The sequence below is a fragment of the Corallococcus terminator genome, assembly GCF_003611635.1.
Lineage (GTDB): Bacteria > Myxococcota > Myxococcia > Myxococcales > Myxococcaceae > Corallococcus > Corallococcus terminator.
The window spans coordinates 1-19877 of the sequence record NZ_RAVZ01000008.1 but is presented as its reverse complement, the minus strand read 5'-3'; the positions used below and the strand labels follow the sequence as shown (position 1 = coordinate 19877).

Annotated in this window: 15 protein-coding genes; 9 read left to right on the top strand and 6 right to left on the bottom strand. The window is 69.3% G+C overall.

Annotation, left to right across the window (positions count from 1 at the left end; all coding sequences use genetic code 11):
- Nucleotides 1-23: 23 nt before the first annotated feature.
- On the top strand, nucleotides 24-584 hold the full coding sequence (locus tag D7V88_RS02435) for a hypothetical protein (RefSeq protein WP_120538962.1): 561 nt from the start codon (nucleotides 24-26) through the stop codon (nucleotides 582-584).
- A gap of 95 nt (nucleotides 585-679) precedes the next feature.
- Here the strand turns inward: D7V88_RS02435 and D7V88_RS02430 are convergent, their stop codons facing one another.
- From D7V88_RS02430 to D7V88_RS02415, 4 genes are all read right to left on the bottom strand, one after another.
- The gene (locus tag D7V88_RS02430) at nucleotides 680-1081 is read right to left on the bottom strand and encodes an ATP-dependent DNA helicase (protein WP_120538961.1); all 402 of its coding nucleotides are present in this window, start codon (nucleotides 1079-1081) and stop codon (nucleotides 680-682) included.
- A 158-nt stretch (nucleotides 1082-1239) separates the two neighbouring features.
- The gene (locus D7V88_RS02425; RefSeq protein WP_120538990.1) at nucleotides 1240-2424 is read right to left on the bottom strand and encodes an iron-containing alcohol dehydrogenase; all 1185 of its coding nucleotides are present in this window, start codon (nucleotides 2422-2424) and stop codon (nucleotides 1240-1242) included.
- 14 nt (nucleotides 2425-2438) lie between these two features.
- On the bottom strand, nucleotides 2439-3902 hold the full coding sequence (locus tag D7V88_RS02420; protein ID WP_208726069.1) for a glutamine synthetase family protein: 1464 nt from the start codon (nucleotides 3900-3902) through the stop codon (nucleotides 2439-2441).
- A gap of 64 nt (nucleotides 3903-3966) precedes the next feature.
- Entirely contained in the window at nucleotides 3967-5454 is a 1488-nt protein-coding gene (locus D7V88_RS02415; protein ID WP_120538960.1) for an aldehyde dehydrogenase family protein, read from the bottom strand.
- Nucleotides 5455-5542: 88 nt separating this feature from the next.
- On the opposite strand from D7V88_RS02415, the gene D7V88_RS02410 reads away from it, so the two are divergent.
- The 4 genes from D7V88_RS02410 (at nucleotide 5543) to D7V88_RS02395 (ending at nucleotide 11529) form a co-directional block, all read left to right on the top strand.
- Nucleotides 5543-6304, top strand: a complete 762-nt coding sequence (locus D7V88_RS02410) for a glutamine amidotransferase (protein ID WP_244237924.1) — start codon at nucleotides 5543-5545, stop codon at nucleotides 6302-6304.
- A gap of 112 nt (nucleotides 6305-6416) precedes the next feature.
- Nucleotides 6417-7415 carry an esterase/lipase family protein gene (locus tag D7V88_RS45440; protein ID WP_120538958.1) on the top strand — a complete coding sequence of 333 codons (999 nt, stop codon included), beginning with the start codon at nucleotides 6417-6419 and terminating at the stop codon, nucleotides 7413-7415.
- 192 nt (nucleotides 7416-7607) lie between these two features.
- Nucleotides 7608-8825, top strand: a complete 1218-nt coding sequence (locus D7V88_RS02400) for an AI-2E family transporter (protein ID WP_120538957.1) — start codon at nucleotides 7608-7610, stop codon at nucleotides 8823-8825.
- 139 nt (nucleotides 8826-8964) lie between these two features.
- On the top strand, nucleotides 8965-11529 hold the full coding sequence (locus D7V88_RS02395; protein ID WP_120538956.1) for an ATP-binding protein: 2565 nt from the start codon (nucleotides 8965-8967) through the stop codon (nucleotides 11527-11529).
- A 28-nt stretch (nucleotides 11530-11557) separates the two neighbouring features.
- On the opposite strand, the gene D7V88_RS02390 is transcribed toward D7V88_RS02395, so the two are convergent.
- Nucleotides 11558-11878, bottom strand: a complete 321-nt coding sequence (locus D7V88_RS02390) for a hypothetical protein (RefSeq protein ID WP_120538955.1) — start codon at nucleotides 11876-11878, stop codon at nucleotides 11558-11560.
- A gap of 20 nt (nucleotides 11879-11898) precedes the next feature.
- A complete protein-coding gene (gene rho / locus D7V88_RS02385; protein WP_208726067.1) occupies nucleotides 11899-13506 on the bottom strand; it encodes a transcription termination factor Rho in 1608 nt (535 codons plus the stop codon).
- A 636-nt stretch (nucleotides 13507-14142) separates the two neighbouring features.
- Here rho and ligA point away from each other — a divergent pair.
- The 4 genes from ligA to D7V88_RS02365 all read left to right on the top strand — a co-directional run.
- On the top strand, nucleotides 14143-16167 hold the full coding sequence (ligA, locus tag D7V88_RS02380) for an NAD-dependent DNA ligase LigA (protein ID WP_120538954.1): 2025 nt from the start codon (nucleotides 14143-14145) through the stop codon (nucleotides 16165-16167).
- A 10-nt stretch (nucleotides 16168-16177) separates the two neighbouring features.
- Complete coding sequence (locus D7V88_RS02375) at nucleotides 16178-16465, top strand: acylphosphatase (protein ID WP_120538953.1); 288 nt, start codon at nucleotides 16178-16180, stop codon at nucleotides 16463-16465.
- Nucleotides 16462-16908 carry a DUF3052 family protein gene (locus D7V88_RS02370; RefSeq protein WP_120538952.1) on the top strand — a complete coding sequence of 149 codons (447 nt, stop codon included), beginning with the start codon at nucleotides 16462-16464 and terminating at the stop codon, nucleotides 16906-16908. The genes D7V88_RS02375 and D7V88_RS02370 overlap by 4 nt, the downstream gene beginning before the upstream one ends.
- Nucleotides 16909-17500: 592 nt before the next feature.
- Nucleotides 17501-19877: Rne/Rng family ribonuclease (locus D7V88_RS02365; RefSeq protein ID WP_120538951.1), on the top strand; the 2377-nt coding region annotated here is incomplete at its 3' end.

Here is a 19877-nt window from a genome sequence, read left to right as displayed (position 1 = left end):
CCAAGCTCCCTGAGGAGGGACACATGACGCGCTGGACGGTCTTGGTGGCGGTGCTGGCGTTGGGCGCGGCCTGCAACGACGCGAAAACGCCCGACAAATCCACACGGGTCCAGTTGAAGAAGACGGGCTCGGCGACGATGGAGGTCATCCCCTCCGCAGGGCAACTGCCCTACTGCCTGCTGTACACGATGTCCGAGAAGGGCGTCATCCGGCAGCTCACGCTCACGCGCGAGAACCGCTCCATCCGCTGCGACGCGAACAAGCCCGTCGCGAACACCAGCTTCCGGATCCCCGTGCAGGAGGGGAAGGTGCGCGTCTACGTCTTCTTCTCCGACGAGCGCGTGCAGGCGGGCCCGGTGGCGCAGCAGCTCTACGACTTGCGCGACAAGGAGCGCGTCACCGCCATGGACATGCGCCTGCCGGGACGCGTCTTCGTGGAGACGCTGGAGTTCACCCCTGAAACGGGCGAACCGGAGGTGACCGGCGGCGTGGTGGGCGCGGGCGGCGTGGTGACGTCCGACGGTGGCACCGGCCCCGTGAGCGGCGGTGGCAGCATGGAGCTCGTGGAGCCCGTGGACGACTGACCCCGGACGCGACGAAGCCCGAGGGTGGATGACCCGCCCCCGGGCTTCGGTACCGCTTCAGTAGGTGGCATCCGGTGAGAGGTCCTCGTGCCGGATCAGTTCAGCCAGCCGCCGTTGTTGCTCTTCGCGCTGCTCCAGCCGCCGCGGTTGGCCAGCCGCTCACGCTGCTGCCGCTCCCGCTCCATCCGGGCCTGACGCTCGCGTTCCTGACGCTCGCGCTCCAGCCGGGCCACGCGCTCGCGCTCCTGGCGCTCCCGCTCCAACCGCGCCTGCCGTTCCCGCTCCTGCCGCTCGCGCTCCATGCGGGCCTGACGCTCGCGCTCCTGACGCTGGCGCTCCAACCGGACCTGGCGCTCGCGCTCCTGACGCTCGCGCTCCATGCGGCTCTGGTCCTGGCGGCTCACGAGCGAGGAGGCGCCGTGGACGTTCTGGGCCATCACCGGGCTGCTTGCGACGAGAGCCACCACCACCATCATCTTCTTGAGCATCGCGTTCATGACCGCCTCCGGGAACCGCTGTGTTGCTGCGTTCTGAACCTTCTGACGCAGGGGGTCCCCGGTTGATTCAACGTCTCCAAGCACGCGGGGCCACCCCGATTCCCCTCGGAGCGGCCCCTCGCGAAACAATCTGAAATCGGCCTGGAGTGAAGACGGCGTCAGTACGCCTCGCGGGCCATGGCCAGCAGGTCCGCTTCGGTGACAGCGCGCGGATTGCCCTGGTGCGAGGCATCCAGGAACGCCTTCTGCGCGATGTGCTCCAGGTCCTTCTCCTTCACGCCCGCGTCGCGCAGGCGCGTGGGAATCCCGATGGTCGCCGCCAGCTTGCGCACGCGGTCGATGGCGTTGCCCGCGAGCATCTCCTCCCGAGCGTTGGACGTGTCGCCCAGCGCGGTGGCGATGCGCGCCAGCCGCGCCGTGCACGCCGCGCGGTTGAACTCCATCACCACCGGCAGGACGATGGCGTTCGCCAGACCGTGCGGCACGCCGGAGATGGGCGTGAGCGCGTGGGCCAGCGCGTGGCTCGCGCCCAGGCCCTTCTGGAAGGCCATCGCGCCCTCCATCGCCGCCGCCATCATGTCCGTGCGCGCCGCCAGGTCGCGGCCTTCCTTCACCGCCGTCTCCAGCGAGCGGCCCACGCGCATCACCCCGTCGATGGCCACCGCGTCCGCGAGCGGATGGAAGCCGTTGGCGAGGTACGCCTCGATGCAGTGCGTGAGCGCGTCCATGCCCGTGGCCGCCGTCACCGCCGGGGGCAGGCCCAGCGTCAGCTCCGGGTCGATGATGGCCGCCTTCGGCAGCAGGTACGGGCTGAAGATGACCGTCTTGCGGCCCGTGTCCGCCAGCGTCACCACGCCGGAGCGCCCCACCTCCGACCCCGTGCCCGCGGTCGTGGGAATCGCGATGAGCGGCGGCAGGTCGTCGCGCACGTACTGGTCGCCGCCCTTCGCGTCGTCGTAGCGGCTGAGCGGCGGCTCGTGCGTGGTGAGCAACTGCACCAGCTTGCCCGCGTCCAGCGCGCTGCCACCGCCCAGGGCGATGATGCCGTCGCTCTTGTGCGCGCGGTACGCCTCCAGGCCCGCGAACACGTCACGCTCGGTGGGGTTGGGCTCCACGCGGTCGAAGACGGCGCAGTCCAGGCCCGCGGCCTTGAGCACGTCCGTCACGCGCGTGGCGAGGCCCGCCTTCACCACGCCCCCGTCCGTCACCAGCAGGGGGCGCTTCATGTTCACCCGCGCCGCGTGCGCGGGCAGTCGCTGGAGCGCGCCCGCGCCGAACACGATGCGCGTCGGCCAGGACATCTCCGTGACGCGAGGCTCCGAGGGAATGTCGAAATGCTTCATGGGACGGTCCTCCTTCAAATGAGTTCCAGGTAGCGCTCCAGCTCCCAGGAGGTGACCGCCCGTTCGTACTGGCGCACCTCCCACTCGCGGGTGCGCACGAAATGGTCGACGAAGCCATCGCCCAGCAGCTCCCGGGCGCGCTCGCTGTTCTTCAAGAGCGTCACCGCGTCCTTCAGCGTGCGGGGCAGCGGCTTCGTGTTCTTCGCCTCGTAGGCGTTGGACAGCACGGGCGCGGGCGGCTCGATTTCGTTCTCGATGCCCCACAGGCCCGCGGCCAGACTGGTCGCCATGCCGATGTACGCGTTCATGTCCGCGCCCAACTGGCGGTACTCGATGCGCATGGACTTGCCGCTGTCGCCGATGACGCGGATGGCGCAGGTGCGGTTCTCCAAGCCCCACGTCGCGGTGGTGGGCGCCCAGGTGTTCTCCACGCTGCGCTTGTAGCTGTTGATGGTGGGCCAGTAGAGCGCGGTGAGCTCCGGCATCAGCGCCACCTGCCCGCCAATGTAGTGCCGCATCAGCTTGCTCATCCCGTGCTTCTGGGACGGGTCGTGGAAGAGGTTGTCCTCGCCCTTCAGGTTCCACAGCGACTGGTGCACGTGGCCCGAACAGCCGGGCAGCTTGGGGTCCACCTTCGCCATGAAGCACGCGGCCACGCCGTGGCGCGCGCAGATCTCCTTCACGACCGTCTTGAACAGCGCGGCGCGGTCCGCGGCCAGCTCCAGCGTGTCGTAGCGGATGGCGGCCTCGAAGACACCGGGGCCCGTCTCCGTGTGGAAGCCCTCGATGTTGAGCCCGTACGCGTTGCAGCCGTCGATGATGGCGTGCACAAGCGGCGCGTTCATGGACGTGCGCAGCCACGAGTAGCCGAACATGCCCGGCGTCAGCGGCGTGAGGCCCTGGAAGCCCTTCTCATGCAGGCTCTGCGGGCTCTCCTTGAAGAGGAAGAACTCGTACTCGGAGCCGAACTTCGGCAGGAAGCCCAGCTTGCGCGCGCGCTGCCCCACCTTCTGGAGGAGCTGGCGGGGACTCGCCTCGAAGGGCGTTCCGTCCGCGTTCACGAAGTCGAGCAGGAACGCCGCGGTGTCCGGCTCCCACGGGATGATGCGCGCGGTGGACAGGTCCACCTTCGCGGGCGTGTCCGGGTAGCCGGTGTGCCAGCCCGTCACCTTCGTGTTGTCGAGCAGCTCATCGCCCAGGTCCCACCCGAAGACGACGTCGCAGAAGCCCATGTTGCTCTTCGCGGCGCTGAAGAACTTCTCCAGGGAGATGTACTTGCCGCGCCAGACGCCATCCACGTCCACCGCGCCCACCTTCACCTTGCGGACGTTGCGCTCCTCCATCCACCGGCGCGTGGACTCCAGGTCGCCCGGCTGACCGGACGCCGCGCGCTCCGTGGCCGGGCCCTTCTCCTTCGCACGGGCACGGCGGGCCATCGCCGGATGGGTGAGCACCTTGGCCTTGGGACGCGACGCCATCGGGACCTTCCTTTTCGTCATTCGGATTGCTTCGGTGGAGCGCAGCGGGAGGACGGCGCGGGCTTCAGGGCGACGGCAGCTTCGTCCACACGGCCTTCGTCTGGAGGTAGCCATCCAGCGCGAAGTGGGACAGGTCCCGGCCCCAGCCGGATTCCTTGTAGCCACCGAAGGGGGCCGCGTCGTCGAACTCGTTGAAGCAGTTGATCCACACCACGCCGCTCTTCACCTGCTTCGCCAGCGCGTGCGCCTTGGCCACGTCGCCCGTCCAGATGGACGCGGCCAGGCCGTAGGGCGTGTTGTTCGCCAGCGCCATCGCCTCCGCGTCGTCGCGGAAGCGCAGGCAGCTCAGCACCGGCCCGAAGATCTCCTCCTGGGCGATCTTCATGTCTGGCTTCACGTCGCCGAAGATGGTGGGCCGCACGAAGCAGCCCTTCGCCTTGAAGCCCTCGGTGTCGCGGTTGCCGCCAGCGAGCAGCTTCGCGCCCTGCTGTTTGCCGCTCTCAATGTAGCCCAGCACCATCTCCATCTGCTTCTGGCTCACCAGCGCGCCCATCTCCGTGGACGCATCCAGCGGGTCGCCCACCTTCAGCGCGCGCGCCTTCTCCGCGAGCTTCGCGACGAAGGGCTCATAGGCCTTCTCGTGCACCAGCACGCGGCTGCCCGCGTTGCACGTCTCACCCTTGTTGCCGAAGATGCCCCAGAAGCACGCCTCCACCGCGCGGTCGAAGTCCGCGTCCGCGAAGACGATCTGCGGGCTCTTGCCGCCCAGCTCCAGCGTCAGCTTCTTGAGGTTGGTCGCGGCGGACGCCTGAAGCAGCCGGCGCGCGGTGCGGCCGGAGCCCGTGAAGGAGATCTTGTCCACGTCCGGGTGCCGGGCGATGGCCTCGCCCGCGGAGTCGCCCAGGCCCGTCACGATGTTGATGACGCCCGGCGGGAAGCCCGCCTCCAGCGCCAGCGCGCCCAGCTTCAGCGCGGTGAGCGGCGTGTACTCGGAGGGCTTCACCACCACCGTGCAGCCGGAGGCCAGCGCGGGCCCCAGCTTCCAGCCGAGCATGCACGTGGGGTAGTTCCACGGGATGATGGTGCCCACCACGCCCACCGGCTCCTTGAGCGCGTAGGTGTGGAAGGGGCCGTCCACGGGCAGCACCTCGCCCATGATGGTGCTGGCCATGTCCGCGAAGTTCGCGAGCGTCGCGGCGCCCGGTGCCACGTCGCCCCGGATGGCGTCCTTGAAGGTCTTGCCGTTGTTCAGCGACTCGACGAGCGCGAACTCCTCGCGGCGCTCGAAGAGCAGGTCCGCCAGCTTGCGGATGAGCTTGCCGCGCTCGCGGCCGGTCATCTTGCTCCAGGGCCCGGACTCGAAGGCGCGGCGCGCGGCCTTCACGGCGCGGTCCACGTCGGCGGCGGTGCCCGCGGGCACGTCACACAGCTTCTGGCCGGTGGCGGGGTTGGTCACCGCGAAGGTGCCGCCTTCGACGGGGTCCACATGCTGCCCGTCGATGAGCAGCTTGAGCACAGGGAGCTTGGGAGTGAGCGATCGAGCGTCGGTCATGGCGAAGCCTCGGGTGAGCACGGCGCGCGGGCGATTTGGGAATGGCGGGCACCGGACACGGACGGCAGGACACGGTAGGAATGGCCCCATGACGCGGCAAGCTGCCCCCATGAAGAACGTCCTGCTCCTGAAAGCCGGCGACGCGGCGGAGTCCGTGCGGCTGTCCGTGGGCGACTACGATCGGTGGTTTCTGCAAACCATCGGACTGTCCGGCCAACGCTTCGACATCCTCCCGGTGCACCAGGGCGCGCCCCTGCCGAAGGACGCGCGCGGCTATGACGCCGTGATGATGACGGGCTCGCCCCTCTCCGTGACGCAGCGCGAGCCCTGGATGGAGCGCGCGGGCGCCTTCATGGTGGAGGCGGGCGAGCAGGGCATCCCCGTGCTCGGCGTGTGCTTTGGCCAACAGCTTCTCGCTGAACAGTACGGCGGCAAGGTGGCGCGAAACCCCCAGGGCCGTGAGACGGGCACCGTGGAGGTGACGCTCTCGAAAGAAGGCCGCGCGGATCCGCTCTTCACGGGCCTGCCGGAGCGCTTCGCCGTCCAGGCCACGCACGAGGACATCGTCGTCCAGCTTCCCGAGGGCGCCACCGTGCTCGCGGGCAACGCCAACACGGCGGCCCAGGCCATCGCCTTCCGCCCCAACGTGCGCGGCGTGCAGTTCCACCCGGAGATGCCCACGGACGCCATGCGCGCGGTCATCCTCGCCCGGGAGGACAAGCTGGACGCGCTCGCCCAGGAGCGCGGGGCGTCAGCGGGGGAGTTCGTTCCCCGGCTGCTGTCCGGCATCGCGCCCACGCCGCTGGCGCACCGGGTGCTGCTCAACTTCCTCCAGCACTTCACCGACTGAAAGCGAACAGACGCCCCGCGCGGATCCGGGCCGGGGCGAACGGCGCTCCCTAGCTTTGCCCCGTGTTCGAGGGCGGCGTTCCACGCACCGCCAGGGCGGGACGGGGGCGGCCATGAATCCGTTCGTGATGCAGTACCGGAAGATGAAGTGTCAGTTGAAGTACCTGGCCAGCTACCTGGACCTGGATCCGCGCGGCAACCAGGTGGTGCGGCGCACGGACTTCAAGCGCTGTCCCCGGCCGGTGCTCCTCTTACACGGCTTCTTCAGCACCCGCCGCGTCCTGGAGGTGCTGGAGCACCGCCTGCGCCGCGAAGGCTATTGCGTCTGGTCCATCCACCTGGGTGGCACCATGGACCGCTTCAACACGCACCGCATCGACGAGCTGGCGCGCAAGGTCCAAGGCAAGGTGGACCGGCTCTACGAGCGCCACCCGGAGATGGGGCCGCTCACCATCATCGGGCACTCGAAGGGCGGCCTCATCGGCACGTACTACGTGAAGCGGCTGGGCGGAGACGCCCGCGTGCGAAGCCTCATCACGCTGGGCACGCCACACCGGGGCACGCGCATGGCCTACCTGGGATGCGCGACGCTCGGCTGGTTCAGCCGCAGCATGTGGCAGCTCACCCCCGTGTCGCCCTTCATCAAGCGCCTGGGCGAGGGCGCCTTCCCGCGCCACGTGCGGCTGACGTCCATCTACTCGCGCGACGACGCGGTGGCGCTCTTCCCCTCCTCCCGGCTGGACGTGGATGGCCAGCCCAATGTCTTCAACGTGGAGGTCTCCGACGTGGCCCACGGCGAGCTGCTCACCCGCCGCGCCGTGTGGGAGGTCATCCAGCGCGAGCTGGCCCTGGGCTATGCTGACGAGGACGCGGTGCCCGCTGCATTGTCCACGGCCCCGCCCCGGCCGTCTACACGGAGGCCCTGCGGCTTGCGCGCTGGGACCTGGGCCGCGAATTCGACGCGTTCGACGACTACATGCGCAACAAGCGCTACCTGGAGCGGGGGCTTGGGCCCGACGACCGCGTCCCCCTGCTCTTTCTCACCCGCTGGCTCACGGAGCAGATGCTGGGCCTGGGCGAGGCCACCCAGGGACGCATCAAGCGCCCGCTGATGCAGGCCTGCCTGGACCGGGTGGAAGCCCGGCTGGCCGCCGCGCCCACGCTGCCCCAGGCCTGAGTCCGGCCGGACGCCTGGCCGCCCGGAGGCCCCTTCCGGGCGTTCCGGGGGCGTAGGAACCCGCAGTCTCCAGGTGTTTCCTCCAGGAGCTTGTCAGGAGGGAGGCGACTGCCCTAAGCCCCATCCCATGTCGCAGCCCGTGGACACCTCCCCCGAAGATCGCCGCAAGCGCCTGATGCTCCTCGCGGGGCTGTGGGTGGCCATCGCGTTGATGCTCTTCACGCTGCGCTCGGTGGTGATGCCCTTCGCGGGCGCGGCGCTCATCGCGTACCTGGTGCAGCCGCTGGTGGGGCGCATCACCCGGTGGAACCTGGGCGGCCGCTCCGTGCCGCGCTGGGTGGCCATCCTGCTCATCTATTCGGGCTTCTTCCTCGCGGTGTACCTGTTCTTCATCGCGCTGGTGCCGCAGTTGTACCGCGAGGTGGTGCGCATCAGCCGGGAGATGGCCAGCTTCGCCAGCGCGCTCACGCCGGAGCACGTGCAGTCGCTCGCGCAGCGCGCGGAGACGTGGCTCAACGTGTACGGCATCCCCGTGGCCCTGTCGGACCGGGCCATGGAGGGCGCGGCGGCGGGCACGTCCACGGGCTTCAGCCTCGCGTTGGACCTGGAGCAGATGCTCACCGACGCGGTGTCCCGGGGCACGACGCTCGTGCGCGAGAACATGTCGGACATCGTCAACGTGTCGCGCCGCATCGTCACCGAGGTGCTGGCCGGCGTGTTCATGCTGTTCTTCATCCTGATGGTCGCCGCGTTCTTCTCCATCGACGCGCAGGCCATCCGCCGCTACTTCGGCACGCTCGTGCCCGCGGAGTTCCTCCCCGACGCGAAGACGCTGGTGGCGAACATCGACCGCTCGCTGTCCGGCGTGGTGCGCGGGCAGGTCACCATCTGCCTCGTCAACGGGGGCCTCACGCTGGTGGGCCTGCTGCTGTTCGGCGTGAAGTTCGCCTTCCTGCTGGCCACCATCGCCACGCTCTTCAGCCTCATCCCCATCTTCGGCACCATCATCAGCTCGGTGCCCATCGTCCTCATCGCGCTGGCGGACGGCGTGCAGAAGGCGTTCGCGCTCCTCCTGTGGATCGTCGGCATCCACGCGCTGGAGGCGTACTTCCTCAACCCGAAGATCATGGGCGAGGCCGCGCGCATCCACCCGGTGGTGGTGGCCTTCTCCCTCATCGCGGGCGAGAAGCTCTTCGGCCTGTGGGGCGCCCTCTTCGCCGTGCCGGTGGCCTCCATCCTCGTGGCCTGCTTCGACTACGCGCGCGTCAAGGCCCAGCCCCCGCCGCTGGTGACGCCCGCGGTCCAGCAGGCCGTCGCCTCCCCGGACGCCGCTCCGGCGGCCTGATCCGTTTCACTGGCCGGGTGGGGTCGGGCCACCAAGCGTCCTCCGGTGAAAACCCCCTGCGGGTCCGCGCACATGCCCCTGGTCATCCCAGGGTCGAGTGACTACTTCCACGCACTCCTCCGCCTTTGAGGACCGCGTGATGCCCCCGAGCCCCCCCGACACCCCGGACTTCCGGAGCCTGTTCGAAGCCTCGCCCAATCCGTACCTGGTGCTGACGCCCGGGCTCCACATCGTCGCGGTGACGGACGCGTACCTGCGCGCCACCCAGACGCGGCGCGAAGCCATCCTCGGCCGCCACATCTTCGACGTCTTCCCGGACAACCCCGAGGACCCGACGGCCAGCGGCGTGAGCAACCTGCGCGCGTCCCTGGAACGCGTGGTCAAGACGGGCGCTCCGGACGCGATGGCGGTCCAGAAGTACGACATCCCGCGCTCTGGCTCCGTGGGCGACGGGTTCGACGTGCGCTACTGGAGCCCGCTGAATTCGCCCGTGTTCGGCGCGGACGGGAAGCTGAGCTACCTCATCCACCGCGTCGAGGACGTGACGGACTTCATCCACCTGAAGAACCAGGACGCCGAACAGAACCGCCAGCACGTGGCGCTCCAGGCCCGCGCGGGTGAGATGGAAGAGGAGATCTTCCGGCGCGCGCAGCAGATCCAAGAAGCCAACCAGCAACTGCGCACCGCGAACGAGCAGTTGGGTGAGCTGGACCGGCTCAAGTCGGAGTTCTTCGCCAACGTCAGCCATGAGTTCCGCACGCCGCTGACGCTGATGCTGGGCCCCACCGAGGACCTGCTCGCCGGCCGTTCGGGGACACTGCCGGACGAAGCCCGCAGGGAGCTGGAGCGCGTGCACCGCAACGCGGGCCGCCTGCTCAAGCTGGTGAACGCGCTGTTGGACTTGTCGCGCCTGGAGGCCGGCCCCAAGGAAGAGCGCTTCGTGCCCTCGGACCTGGCGGCACTGACGGCGGACGCGGCGAGCAGCTTCCGCTCCGCCATGGAGCGCACGGGCTTGCTGCTCACGGTGGACTGTCCCCCGCTGTCCGAACCCGTGTACGTGGCGCCGGACCTGTGGGAGCAGATCGTCCTCAACCTGGTCTCCAACGCGTTCAAGTTCACGCTCCAGGGCGGCGTCACCCTGCGCCTGCGCGAGCACGGCCGGAAGGTGGTGCTGGAGGTGGAGGACACCGGCGCCGGCATCCCCGCGCAGGAGCTGCCCCGTCTCTTCGAGCGCTTCCACCGAGTGCCGGGCACCGCGTCGCGCACGCACGAAGGGACCGGCATCGGGCTCGCGCTGGTGCAGGAGTTCGCCCGGCTCCACGGCGGCACGGTGGCGGTGCGCAGCACGGAGGGCCAGGGCGCCACCTTCACCGTGGAGCTGCCCCTGGGCCACGCGCACCTGCCCCCGGAGCGGATCCGCACCACGGCCCGTCCCCGCTCGGCGGCGCGCGAGGCCACGTCCGCCTACGTCCAGGAAGCGCTGCTGTGGAACGTCTCCAAGCCGCGTGAGCACACGCAGTCGAACCGCATCCCGACGCCGTCCCAGGGCATCCACGCCGTGCAGTCCATGCCCCGCGCGCGCATCCTGCTGGTGGACGACAACCGGGACATGCGCGACTACATCCAACGCGTGCTCTCCACCGACTACGACGTGGAGACGGTGACGGACGGAGAGAAGGCGCTGGAGTTCGCGCTGGCCCGACCGCCGGACCTGGTGCTGTCGGACGTGATGATGCCGCGCCTGGATGGCGTGGGCCTGCTCAGGGCCCTGCGCGCGGCGCCGCACACGCGAGAGCTGCCCATCCTGCTCCTGTCCGCGAAGGCCGGCGAGCAGGCCACCGTGCAGGGCCTGGCCTCCGGGGCGGACGACTACCTGGTGAAGCCCTTCTCCGCAGGGGAGTTGCTCGCGCGCATCGCCTCCAACCTGAGGCTCGCGCGCATGCGCCGGGAGATGGCCGACGAACGCGCCCGCGCCGAAGGGCTGGCCGAAGCGCTGCGCGCCCGGGATGACTTCCTCTCCGTGGCGGCGCATGAACTGCGCACGCCGCTGGCCGCCTTCCAGCTCCACCTGGAGCTGGTGGAGCGCAGCCTGGGCCGGGACGCGCCGACCAAGGCCCTGGAGCGGCTGAAGCAGGCGCGCGCCTTCATCCGCAGGCTGGCGCTGCTGGTGGACGTGCTGATGGACGTGTCGCAGATCACCAGCGGCCGGCTGAAGCTCACCCGTTCGGACGTGGACCTGGCGGACCTGCTGGTGGAGGTGACGCGCTTCGCGGAGGAAGAGGCGCGCCGCGAAGGCACGCTGCTCACCGTCTCCGTGAACGGGCCGGTGATGGGCCCCTTCGACCCGTCCCGCATCACCCAGGTGGTGCACAACCTGGTGGCCAATGCGCTGAAGTTCGGCCGGGGCAAGCCGGTGGAGGTGACGCTGCGACCGGACGGCGAGGTGGTGCGCCTGAGCGTCGTGGACCACGGCATCGGCATCAAGCTGGAGGACCGCGAGCGCATCTTCGAGCGCTTCGAACGCGCGGTGTCCACGCACCACTACGGCGGCCTGGGCCTGGGCCTCTGGGTGTCACGGCAGGTGGTGGAAGCGCACCAGGGCCGCATCGACGTGGAGGACACGCCGGGCGGCGGCACCACGTTCCATGTGACGCTGCCGTTGAAGGAGGCACAGGCCCCGGTGACCAAGGCCATCACCGGGTAGGCCCGCGGACCGCGCGCGGTGCCTGCTCTTACTGGCAGGCGCCGGCGCAGCGCGCGTTGCGGCACACCGGGATGCAGCGGCCACAGTCGATGCTGCCCGGGGGACACGTCCCGTCGCACCGCACGCCGGCGCAGTTGGGCCCTTCCGTGCGGTGGGTGACGGCGTTGCCTTCGCCACAGCACGCGCTCGCCACGCAATCCGTGTCGTCGTAGCAGACCTGGCTGGAGAGCACCGGGGGCGCATCGTCCAGCGGCAGGTCTTCCACGCCCAGGTCACACCCCGCCATCAAGCCCAGGGTGACGCCCGCGATGGCGCGGGCAAGGAAACGAAGGACGTGGGGACGACGCATGTGGGGCTCCCAGGCCGGGGTTACCGGTTCATCGAGCCCAGGAACTCCGCGTTCGCCGCCGTCGGACGCATGTGCTTGAGCACGAACTCCATCGCGTCGATGGGGGTGAAGGGGTGGAGCACCTGGCGCAACGCCGTAATGCGCACCAGGTCCGATTGAGACAAGAGGAGTTCCTCTTTGCGGGTGCCGGATTTGTTGATGTCGAGCGTTGGGAAGATGCGCTTCTCCATCAACTTCCGATCCAGGACGATTTCGGAGTTACCCGTGCCCTTGAACTCCTCGAAAATCACCTCGTCCATGCGGCTGCCCGTGTCGATGAGGGCCGTGCCGATGATGGTGAGGCTGCCGCCCTCCTCGATGTTGCGCGCGGCGCCGAAGAAGCGCTTGGGCTTGTGGAGCGCGTTGGCGTCCACGCCGCCGGAGAGGATCTTCCCGGACGCCGGCACCACCGTGTTGTAGGCGCGCGCCAGACGGGTGATGGAGTCCAGCAGGATGCACACGTCGTACTTCTGTTCGACCAGGCGCTTGGCCTTGTCGATGACCATCTCCGCCACCTGCACGTGGCGCGTGGCGGGCTCGTCGAAGGTGGAGGAGACCACCTCGCCGCGCACGCTGCGCTCCATGTCGGTGACTTCTTCCGGGCGCTCATCCACCAGCAGCACGATGAGGTAGACGTCCGGGTGGTTGCGGCTGATGGCGTGCGCGATGTTCTGCAGCAGCACCGTCTTGCCCGCCTTCGGGGGCGCGACGATGAGACAGCGCTGGCCCAGACCGATGGGACAGAACATGTCGATGATGCGCGTGGTCATCTCCGACGACTCGTGCTCCAGCTTGAGCTTGCGCGTCGGATACAGCGGCGTGAGGTTGTCGAACAGGATGCGCTCGCGCGCAGCCTCGGACGTGGGGTCCGCGAAGTTGACCGTGTCCACCTTCTGCAGCGCGAAGAAGCGCTCGCCCTCGCGGGGCTGGCGGATGGGACCCGTCACGGTGTCGCCAGGGCGCAGCGTGAAGCGGCGCACCTGCGACGGCGACACGTAGATGTCGTCCGGGGACGGCTGGTAGTCGCTGTCCGCGCTGCGCAGGAAGCCGAAGCCGTCGCTCAGGAGCTCCAGCACGCCTTCCGCGTGGACTTCAAAGCGCTTGTCGGCGATGCCACCCAGCAGCGCGAAGATGAGGTCCTGCTTCTTCAGGCCCTGGTAGCCGTCGATGCCCACGTCCTGGGCCATCTTCGACAGTTCGACGATCTTCATCCGCTTCAGGTCATTGAGCTTGATGACCTGCATCGGGGCGCCGTCGCGGTCGACTTCCGTGATGGCGGGGGACTCGGCGGACTCCTGCGGCGCGGGCGTCGCGGAGGCCGTGTCCTCGGGCTCCTCGGCGCGGATCTCCTGGAGCTCATCGTCGCGCACGGGACGGGAGATGGGCGTGAGCACCGGGCGGGGCGCTTCGACCACCACCTCGGGAACCTCCTCGGCGGGCGGCTCTTCCCTGCGGGCCGGGGTACGGCGCGCGCGGGGCGCGGGCTTCTCCGCCTCCTTCGCCGCCGCGCGCTTGCGGCGGGGCTTCTCCTCCGCGGCGACGAACGCGGGCTGGACTACCTTCTCTCGGGGGGAACGGGCTTTGGCCATGACGGTCAGCAGACGGAATGGGGGGGAATCGCCCGAAGGCTCGGGCAGGCTGTACGCGGGACGCTGTCCGTCCGCGCGGCGCTCGGAAGCACCTTCCAGGAGGGCAGCACCACCCGGGTCCCTGAAGGGGACCGGAGGGCGCGTGGGCCTGTGGTTGGGAAGAGACGGCGCGGGGGAACCCCTGCGCCAGGAACCGCTCTGGAAACTATTGACCCCCTCCAAAGCTGTCAAGGCATCCGTGCCTTGCACCACCCCGTTTTTTCAGGGGGTTGCACTGGAGGGAGGGGGTATTGCGAACAGGGAATCCGCTATGTAGCTGAAATTCGGGCCAACTTGGGGTGCGGAAGATCCCCTTCGCCCGATGGAACACGCATCCCCGGGTCCCGCTTCCCATCCGCCGGTGGAGCTCCCCGGGTACGGGGGACTTTCGGGTCCGGACCGGGCCCGCGCGGATGCCCCATGCCGGGAGGGTGCGCGGATCCAACGTAGGAGGTTGGCAACGCGCGACGGGGGGAGTCGTCCTGTCGGCCCCTCGTGGAGCGGTCCTGTCAGGTGGGCTCGCTAGAGTGGTCCTCCTCCGACGAGGGGCGTGCGCATCCTGGCCGCGTCGCCGAATTGGGGTAAGGACAACACCCCGTGGACACCTTCCCGAAAGCCGAAGCCCGCGCCCGAGCGCTCCGTCAGGAGCTGGCCCACCACAACCACCGCTACTACGTGCTGGACGCGCCGGAGATCAGCGACGCGCAGTACGACACGTTGATGCGGGAGCTGCAGGCGCTGGAGGAGCAATACTCCCAGCTCGCCACGCCGGACTCGCCCACCCAGCGCGTAGGCGGCGCGGCGGTGGAGGACTTCGGGCAGGTGGTGCACAGCGCGCAGATGCTGTCGCTGGCGAACATCTTCGATGACGAGGGGCTCACGGAGTTCGACGACCGCGTGCGCAAGCTGACGGGCCTCACGCAGGTGGGCTACGTGTGCGAGCCCAAGCTGGACGGTCTGGCCATCGCGCTGCGCTTCGAGGACGGCCGCTTCATCCAGGGCGCCACCCGGGGCGACGGCACCACGGGCGAGGACGTGACGTCCAACCTGCGCACCATCAAGAGCCTGCCGCTGGAGCTGTTCCCCAACGACGGCGTGAAGGTGCCGAAGCGGCTGGAGGTGCGAGGCGAGGTCTTCATCCGCAAGGAGGACTTCCGCAAGCTCAACGAGAAGCGCGAAGAACAAGGCGAGCCGCTCTTCGCCAACCCGCGCAACGCCGCCGCGGGAAGCCTGCGCCAGTTGGACCCGAAGGAGACCGCGGCCCGGCCCCTCTCCGTCTACCTGTACGAGTGCCTGCCCGGCGACGGCGTGCCCGCGTTCAAGTCGCACACGGAGAAGCTGGAGTACCTGAAGACGCTGGGCCTGCCCATCAACCGCTATCAGCCCGCGGAGGGCGCGGACGGTATCCGCCAGCGCTACAAGGAGTCCCTCGAAGGCCGCCACGCCCTGCCCTTCGAGGTGGACGGCATGGTGGTGAAGGTGGACGACGAGGATCTGCGTCGTCGCCTGGGCCAGGTGTCCAAGAGCCCGCGCTGGGCGGTGGCCTACAAGTTCCCACCGGAGGAGGAGTCCACGCTGGTGCAGGACATTGGCATCCAGGTGGGCCGCACGGGCGCGCTCACGCCGGTGGCGCACCTGAAGCCGGTGAAGGTGGGCGGCGTGATGGTGTCGCGCGCCACGCTGCACAACGAAGACGAGATGCGCCGCAAGGACGTGCGCAAGGGCGACACCGTCTTCGTGCGCCGCGCGGGCGACGTGATTCCGGAGATCGTCACCGTGGTGCTGTCCAAGCGCCCGGAGGACTCGCAGCCCTTCGCCTTCCCCACGAACTGCCCGGTGTGCGGTGCGGTGGCGGCGAAGGATGAAGACGGCGCCGTCATCCGCTGCACGGGCGCGTCCTGCCCCGCGCAGTTGGTGGAGAAGGTGCGCCACTTCGCCAGCCGCATCGCGATGGACATCGAGGGCCTGGGCGACAAGCTGGCCACCCAGCTCGTCACCGCCGGGCAGGTGAAGACGTTCGCGGACCTCTTCGCGCTGACGAAGGAATCGCTCCTCAAGCTGGAGCGCATGGGGGAGAAGAGCGCGGAGAACCTGCTGGCCTCCATCGAAGGGTCCAAGCACACCACCCAGCGCCGCTTCCTGTACTCCCTGGGCATCCGCCATGTGGGCGACTCCACGGCCCGGGCGCTGGCGGAGGCGTTCCCCCAGGTGAAGACGCTCTTCACCGCCAGCCTGGAGGACATCAGCCGGGTGAAGGACGTGGGCCCGGTGATGGCCCAGGTCATCCACACCTTCTTCCAGGAGCCTCAGAACCAGGCCACCATCCAGTCCCTGCTGGACGCGGGCGTGGCGCCGGCCCCTCCAGTGGTCTCCACCGGCGGGCCCTTCGTGGGCAAGACGGTGGTGCTCACCGGGACGATGGCCGGGATGGCGCGCGAGCAGGCCAAGGAGGAGGTCGAGCGGCGAGGCGGTAAGGTGTCTGGAAGTGTCTCACGCAAGACCGATTTCGTGGTCGCGGGAGAGGACGCCGGTTCCAAGCTGAAGAAGGCGCAGGAACTCGGGGTAAGAATCCTGGATGAGCAGGCGTTCCTCCAGATGCTAGAAGGGGACGCCAGAGCATGAGGCCCAAGGCATGAGCACGCAGCGCCGGGTGACCCTGCGCATCCAGGGCACGGTCCAGGGAGTCTCCTACCGGGAGAGCTCCCGCGCCGAAGCGCTGCGGCTGGGCCTGAACGGCTGGGTGCGCAACCGGAGCGACGGCTCCGTGGAGGCCACGGTGGAAGGCGAGCCCGCTGCGCTGGAAGACTTCATAAGCTGGTGCCACCAGGGCCCCCGCATGGCGCGCGTCACGCACGTGGCGCGCACCGACGGCGGAGCCACTGGCGAGTTCCGCACCTTCACGGTGGAGCGCACCTCATGACGACGCCCTACGCCTTCGCGTCCCTGGCACCCATGCTGGGCATCCGGGCCGGCACCAAGGTTTCCATCATCAACCCGCCCCGGGGCTTCGTGCAGAAGCTCAACCCGCTGCCAGAGGGGGTGGAGTTCCTCGTCACCGCCACGACGGGGCTGGACGTCATCCTCTTCTTCACCGGCGACGCCACGGAGCTGGTGCAGCGGCTGCCCGCGCTGTCGCGCGCCACCACCCTCAACGGCGGCATCTGGGTGTGCTGGGCCACCGCCGAGGGGCCGAAGACGCGCCTGTCCGAGGACTTCGTGCGGCACGCGGCGCTCGACATCGGGCTTGTCGACAACAAGATCTGCGTCATCGACGAGACCTGGACCGCCCTGCGGCTGGTGCGCCGGCCGCGCGGGAAGCTGGACAAGCCCGAGGGCCGCAAGCAGGCCCCCGCCCAGGCCTGAGGCCCCCATTGAAGCCCCTGGGTCGGCCCTGTTCCGGCCTGGATGCCCTGGGGGCGGGCCCCGGGGCCTTCTGCCCGACAGTGGATGAACGGCGCTTCTTGCCTTTACACACCTGGAGGGGCGTGGAAAACTCTCCGTGTTTCTGGGTGGTTGTGTGACGCCCCGCGTTGGCGGGACATCAGGCCCAGGCTGGAATTTCGACGGGTTGCGCTTCCGGTCTCCTCCGGATGTCCCTGCTGCTCCGGGGCCCCCAGACACCCCCCCAAGGTGGCCCACGATGGGCACCGACCGGGTGTGGAAGAGGGGGCGGACGGCACGGGCGTGGTGGAGACCTCGAGCGCTTGAAGAGAAGCAGCCCCGCCCGGCACGGTGCCGGTCGCAATGCGGGGCGATATGAACTCGGAGGAGCAGGCGGTGATGTCCTCGGCCCTCACCCAGACGATGCGTTCTCCCTCCGGTGATTCCGGTGGGCGTCCACACGTCGAAGGGCCACCAACCGCCGCTCCCCTCGCAGCGTGCTCGGAGGTGTGGCGTCTTGCCGCCCCCCGTCCGGTGAGGTCCCCCCTACCGCGCGCGCTTCCAGGATTCATCCATGAGCAGTGTGCTCGTCATCAATGCCGCGGGTCGGGAGACCCGGGTGGCGCTCGTCGAGGGCGGCCATATCGCGGAGTTCTACCTCGAGCGTAAGAAGGACAAGGGCGTCGTCGGAAACATCTACAAGGGCCGTGTCGTCCGGGTTCTCCCGGGCATGCAGGCGGCTTTTGTCGACATCGGGTTGGAGAAGGCCGCCTTCCTGTATGTCAGCGACGTCGTCTACGACCCCGACTTCGCCCGCGCCCAGTTCGAGCTGACCGAGGGAGAGCACGAGGACGCGCCGGAGGTCCCCACCGAATCCGAGGCCGACACCCTCGAGGCCGCCGCGGTCACGGTGCCGGACAAGGGCGCCCACACGCTTCCCGCCGGCACGGAGGCCTCCGCGGCCCCCGTGGAGCCGGCGCTGACGCACGACACCGCGCTGGCGCTGGACGTCCATGCGCAGCCGGCACCCCACGAGGCTGCCCCCGTGGCGCTGGAGACGGCGTCCGCGCCTGCTCCCTCCACCACCGAGCCCGCCGCCGAGGTCCAAGCTTCGTCCCAGGCCCCGGTGACGGAGGCCGAGCTTCCCCAGGCCTTCATCATCGAGGAGACGCACGTCTCGGTGTCCACGGCCTCCGTGGCGGTGCCGCTGACGGACGCCGGCCTCCCCCTGGAGGCGGCCCCCGCGGTGGTGCAGGAGACGCCCGCGGAGACCGTCACCGTCGCCACGCTCGCCGAGGGCAGCGTGACGCAGGTCGGTGAAGAGGCTCCCGAGGCCGCCGAGCCGCCGCCGCACGCCGCGGCCCTGGGCGACCTCATCCCCTCCCCCGCCGAGTCCGCCCGTCCGGGTGAGGTCTCCGGCGAGCGCCGCACGCCGCGCGAGGCCCGCGAGGCCCGCGAGCCGCGCGCCCGGGAAGGCCGCGAGAAGGACAAGGAGAAGGAGAAGGACAAGCGCCGCCAGGAAGGCCCTCCCCGCCGCGAGAAGCGCGACGACGACAAGGAGAAGCCCAAGCAGCGCAAGACGGACAAGATCGAGGACCTGCTGAAGGTCGGCCAGGAGGTGGTGGTCCAGATTTCCAAGGACCCCATCGGCACCAAGGGTGCGCGGCTCACCTCGCACATCTCCATCCCGGGCCGTCACCTGGTGTTCATGCCCACGGTGGACCACGTGGGCATCAGCCGCCGCATCTCCAACGAGAAGGAGCGCCGGCGGCTGCGCGACATCGTGGACCGGCTGCGGCCGCCCGGCACGGGCTTCATCGTGCGCACGGTGGCGGAGAACGTTCCCCAGGAGAAGCTGGAGAGCGACATCCGGTTCCTCATCGAGGTGTGGAACCAGGTGGTGCGCCGCAACGAAAAGCGCGGCGGACCGGGCCTGCTTCACCCCGACCTGGACCTCATCCTGCGCGCCACGCGCGACCTGTTCGCCCACGACGTGGAGAAGCTCGTCGTCGACGATCCGGAGGAGTACGAGCGCATCCAGGGCTTCGTCACCGCGCAGGACCCGGCGCTGCGCGACCGCGTGGTGCTGCACGAGACGGACGAGCCCGTCTTCGACGCCTACGGCATCGAGCAGGAGTTGCAGCGCGCCACCCAGCGCAAGGTGTGGCTGAAGAGCGGCGGCTACCTGATCATCGACCAGGCGGAGGCGCTCACCGCCATCGACGTCAACTCGGGCCGCTACGTCGGTAAGAAGAGCCTCGAGGAGACGATCACCAAGATCAACGTCGAGGCGGCCAAGGAGATCGTCTACCAACTGCGGCTGCGCAACATCGGCGGCATCATCATCTGCGACTTCATCGACATGGAGAAGGCGCAGAACCGCGACAAGGTCTTCAAGTCGCTGCAGGAAGCGCTGGGCCGCGACAAGGCCAAGACGAACGTGCTGCGCATCTCCGAGCTGGGCCTGGTGGAGATGACGCGCAAGCGCGTGCGCGAGTCCATTGGCCGCGTGCTGCACGAGGACTGCCCCTACTGCGACGGCAAGGGCTTCGTGAAGACGGCCACCACGGTGGCGTACGAGATCTTCCGGGAGATCCGCCGCGAGGCGCCGGGCTACAAGGACTCCACGCTCGTCATCAACTGCAACGCGGAGGTCGCGCGGCTGTTGCAGGGCGAGGAGCGCAACGAGCTGCGGCACCTGATGGACCGCTACAACAAGTCCATCCAGGTCAAGGCGCAGCAGAACTATCACCGCGAGCAGTACGACATCTACGGCCGGTCGGCCACGGGCCCCGAGCACAAGGTGGCCTCGTCCCCGGGCTCCGGTGACGGCGAGCTGGCGATGCAGCAGCGCCGCCCGGAGAACGCCTTCGGCGGTGGCGGAGGCGGCGGCCGGCAGGACCAGGGCCGGCGTGGACGCGACCGGGACCGCGGTGGCGGCGGTGGCGGCG

Bases quoted from the DNA above. Each gene is read 5' to 3' on its own strand.
- D7V88_RS02435 (WP_120538962.1), top strand. From the start codon at position 24: ATGACGCGCTGGACGGTCTTGGTGGCGGTGCTGGCGTTGGGCGCGGCC.
- D7V88_RS02430 (WP_120538961.1), bottom strand. From the start codon at position 1,081: ATGAACGCGATGCTCAAGAAGATGATGGTGGTGGTGGCTCTCGTCGCA.
- D7V88_RS02425 (WP_120538990.1), bottom strand. From the start codon at position 2,424: ATGAAGCATTTCGACATTCCCTCGGAGCCTCGCGTCACGGAGATGTCC.
- D7V88_RS02420 (WP_208726069.1), bottom strand. From the start codon at position 3,902: ATGGCGTCGCGTCCCAAGGCCAAGGTGCTCACCCATCCGGCGATGGCC.
- D7V88_RS02415 (WP_120538960.1), bottom strand. From the start codon at position 5,454: ATGACCGACGCTCGATCGCTCACTCCCAAGCTCCCTGTGCTCAAGCTG.
- D7V88_RS02410 (WP_244237924.1), top strand. From the start codon at position 5,543: ATGACGCGGCAAGCTGCCCCCATGAAGAACGTCCTGCTCCTGAAAGCC.
- D7V88_RS45440 (WP_120538958.1), top strand. From the start codon at position 6,417: ATGAATCCGTTCGTGATGCAGTACCGGAAGATGAAGTGTCAGTTGAAG.
- D7V88_RS02400 (WP_120538957.1), top strand. From the start codon at position 7,608: ATGTCGCAGCCCGTGGACACCTCCCCCGAAGATCGCCGCAAGCGCCTG.
- D7V88_RS02395 (WP_120538956.1), top strand. From the start codon at position 8,965: ATGCCCCCGAGCCCCCCCGACACCCCGGACTTCCGGAGCCTGTTCGAA.
- D7V88_RS02390 (WP_120538955.1), bottom strand. From the start codon at position 11,878: ATGCGTCGTCCCCACGTCCTTCGTTTCCTTGCCCGCGCCATCGCGGGC.
- rho (WP_208726067.1), bottom strand. From the start codon at position 13,506: ATGGCCAAAGCCCGTTCCCCCCGAGAGAAGGTAGTCCAGCCCGCGTTC.
- D7V88_RS02375 (WP_120538953.1), top strand. From the start codon at position 16,178: ATGAGCACGCAGCGCCGGGTGACCCTGCGCATCCAGGGCACGGTCCAG.
- D7V88_RS02370 (WP_120538952.1), top strand. From the start codon at position 16,462: ATGACGACGCCCTACGCCTTCGCGTCCCTGGCACCCATGCTGGGCATC.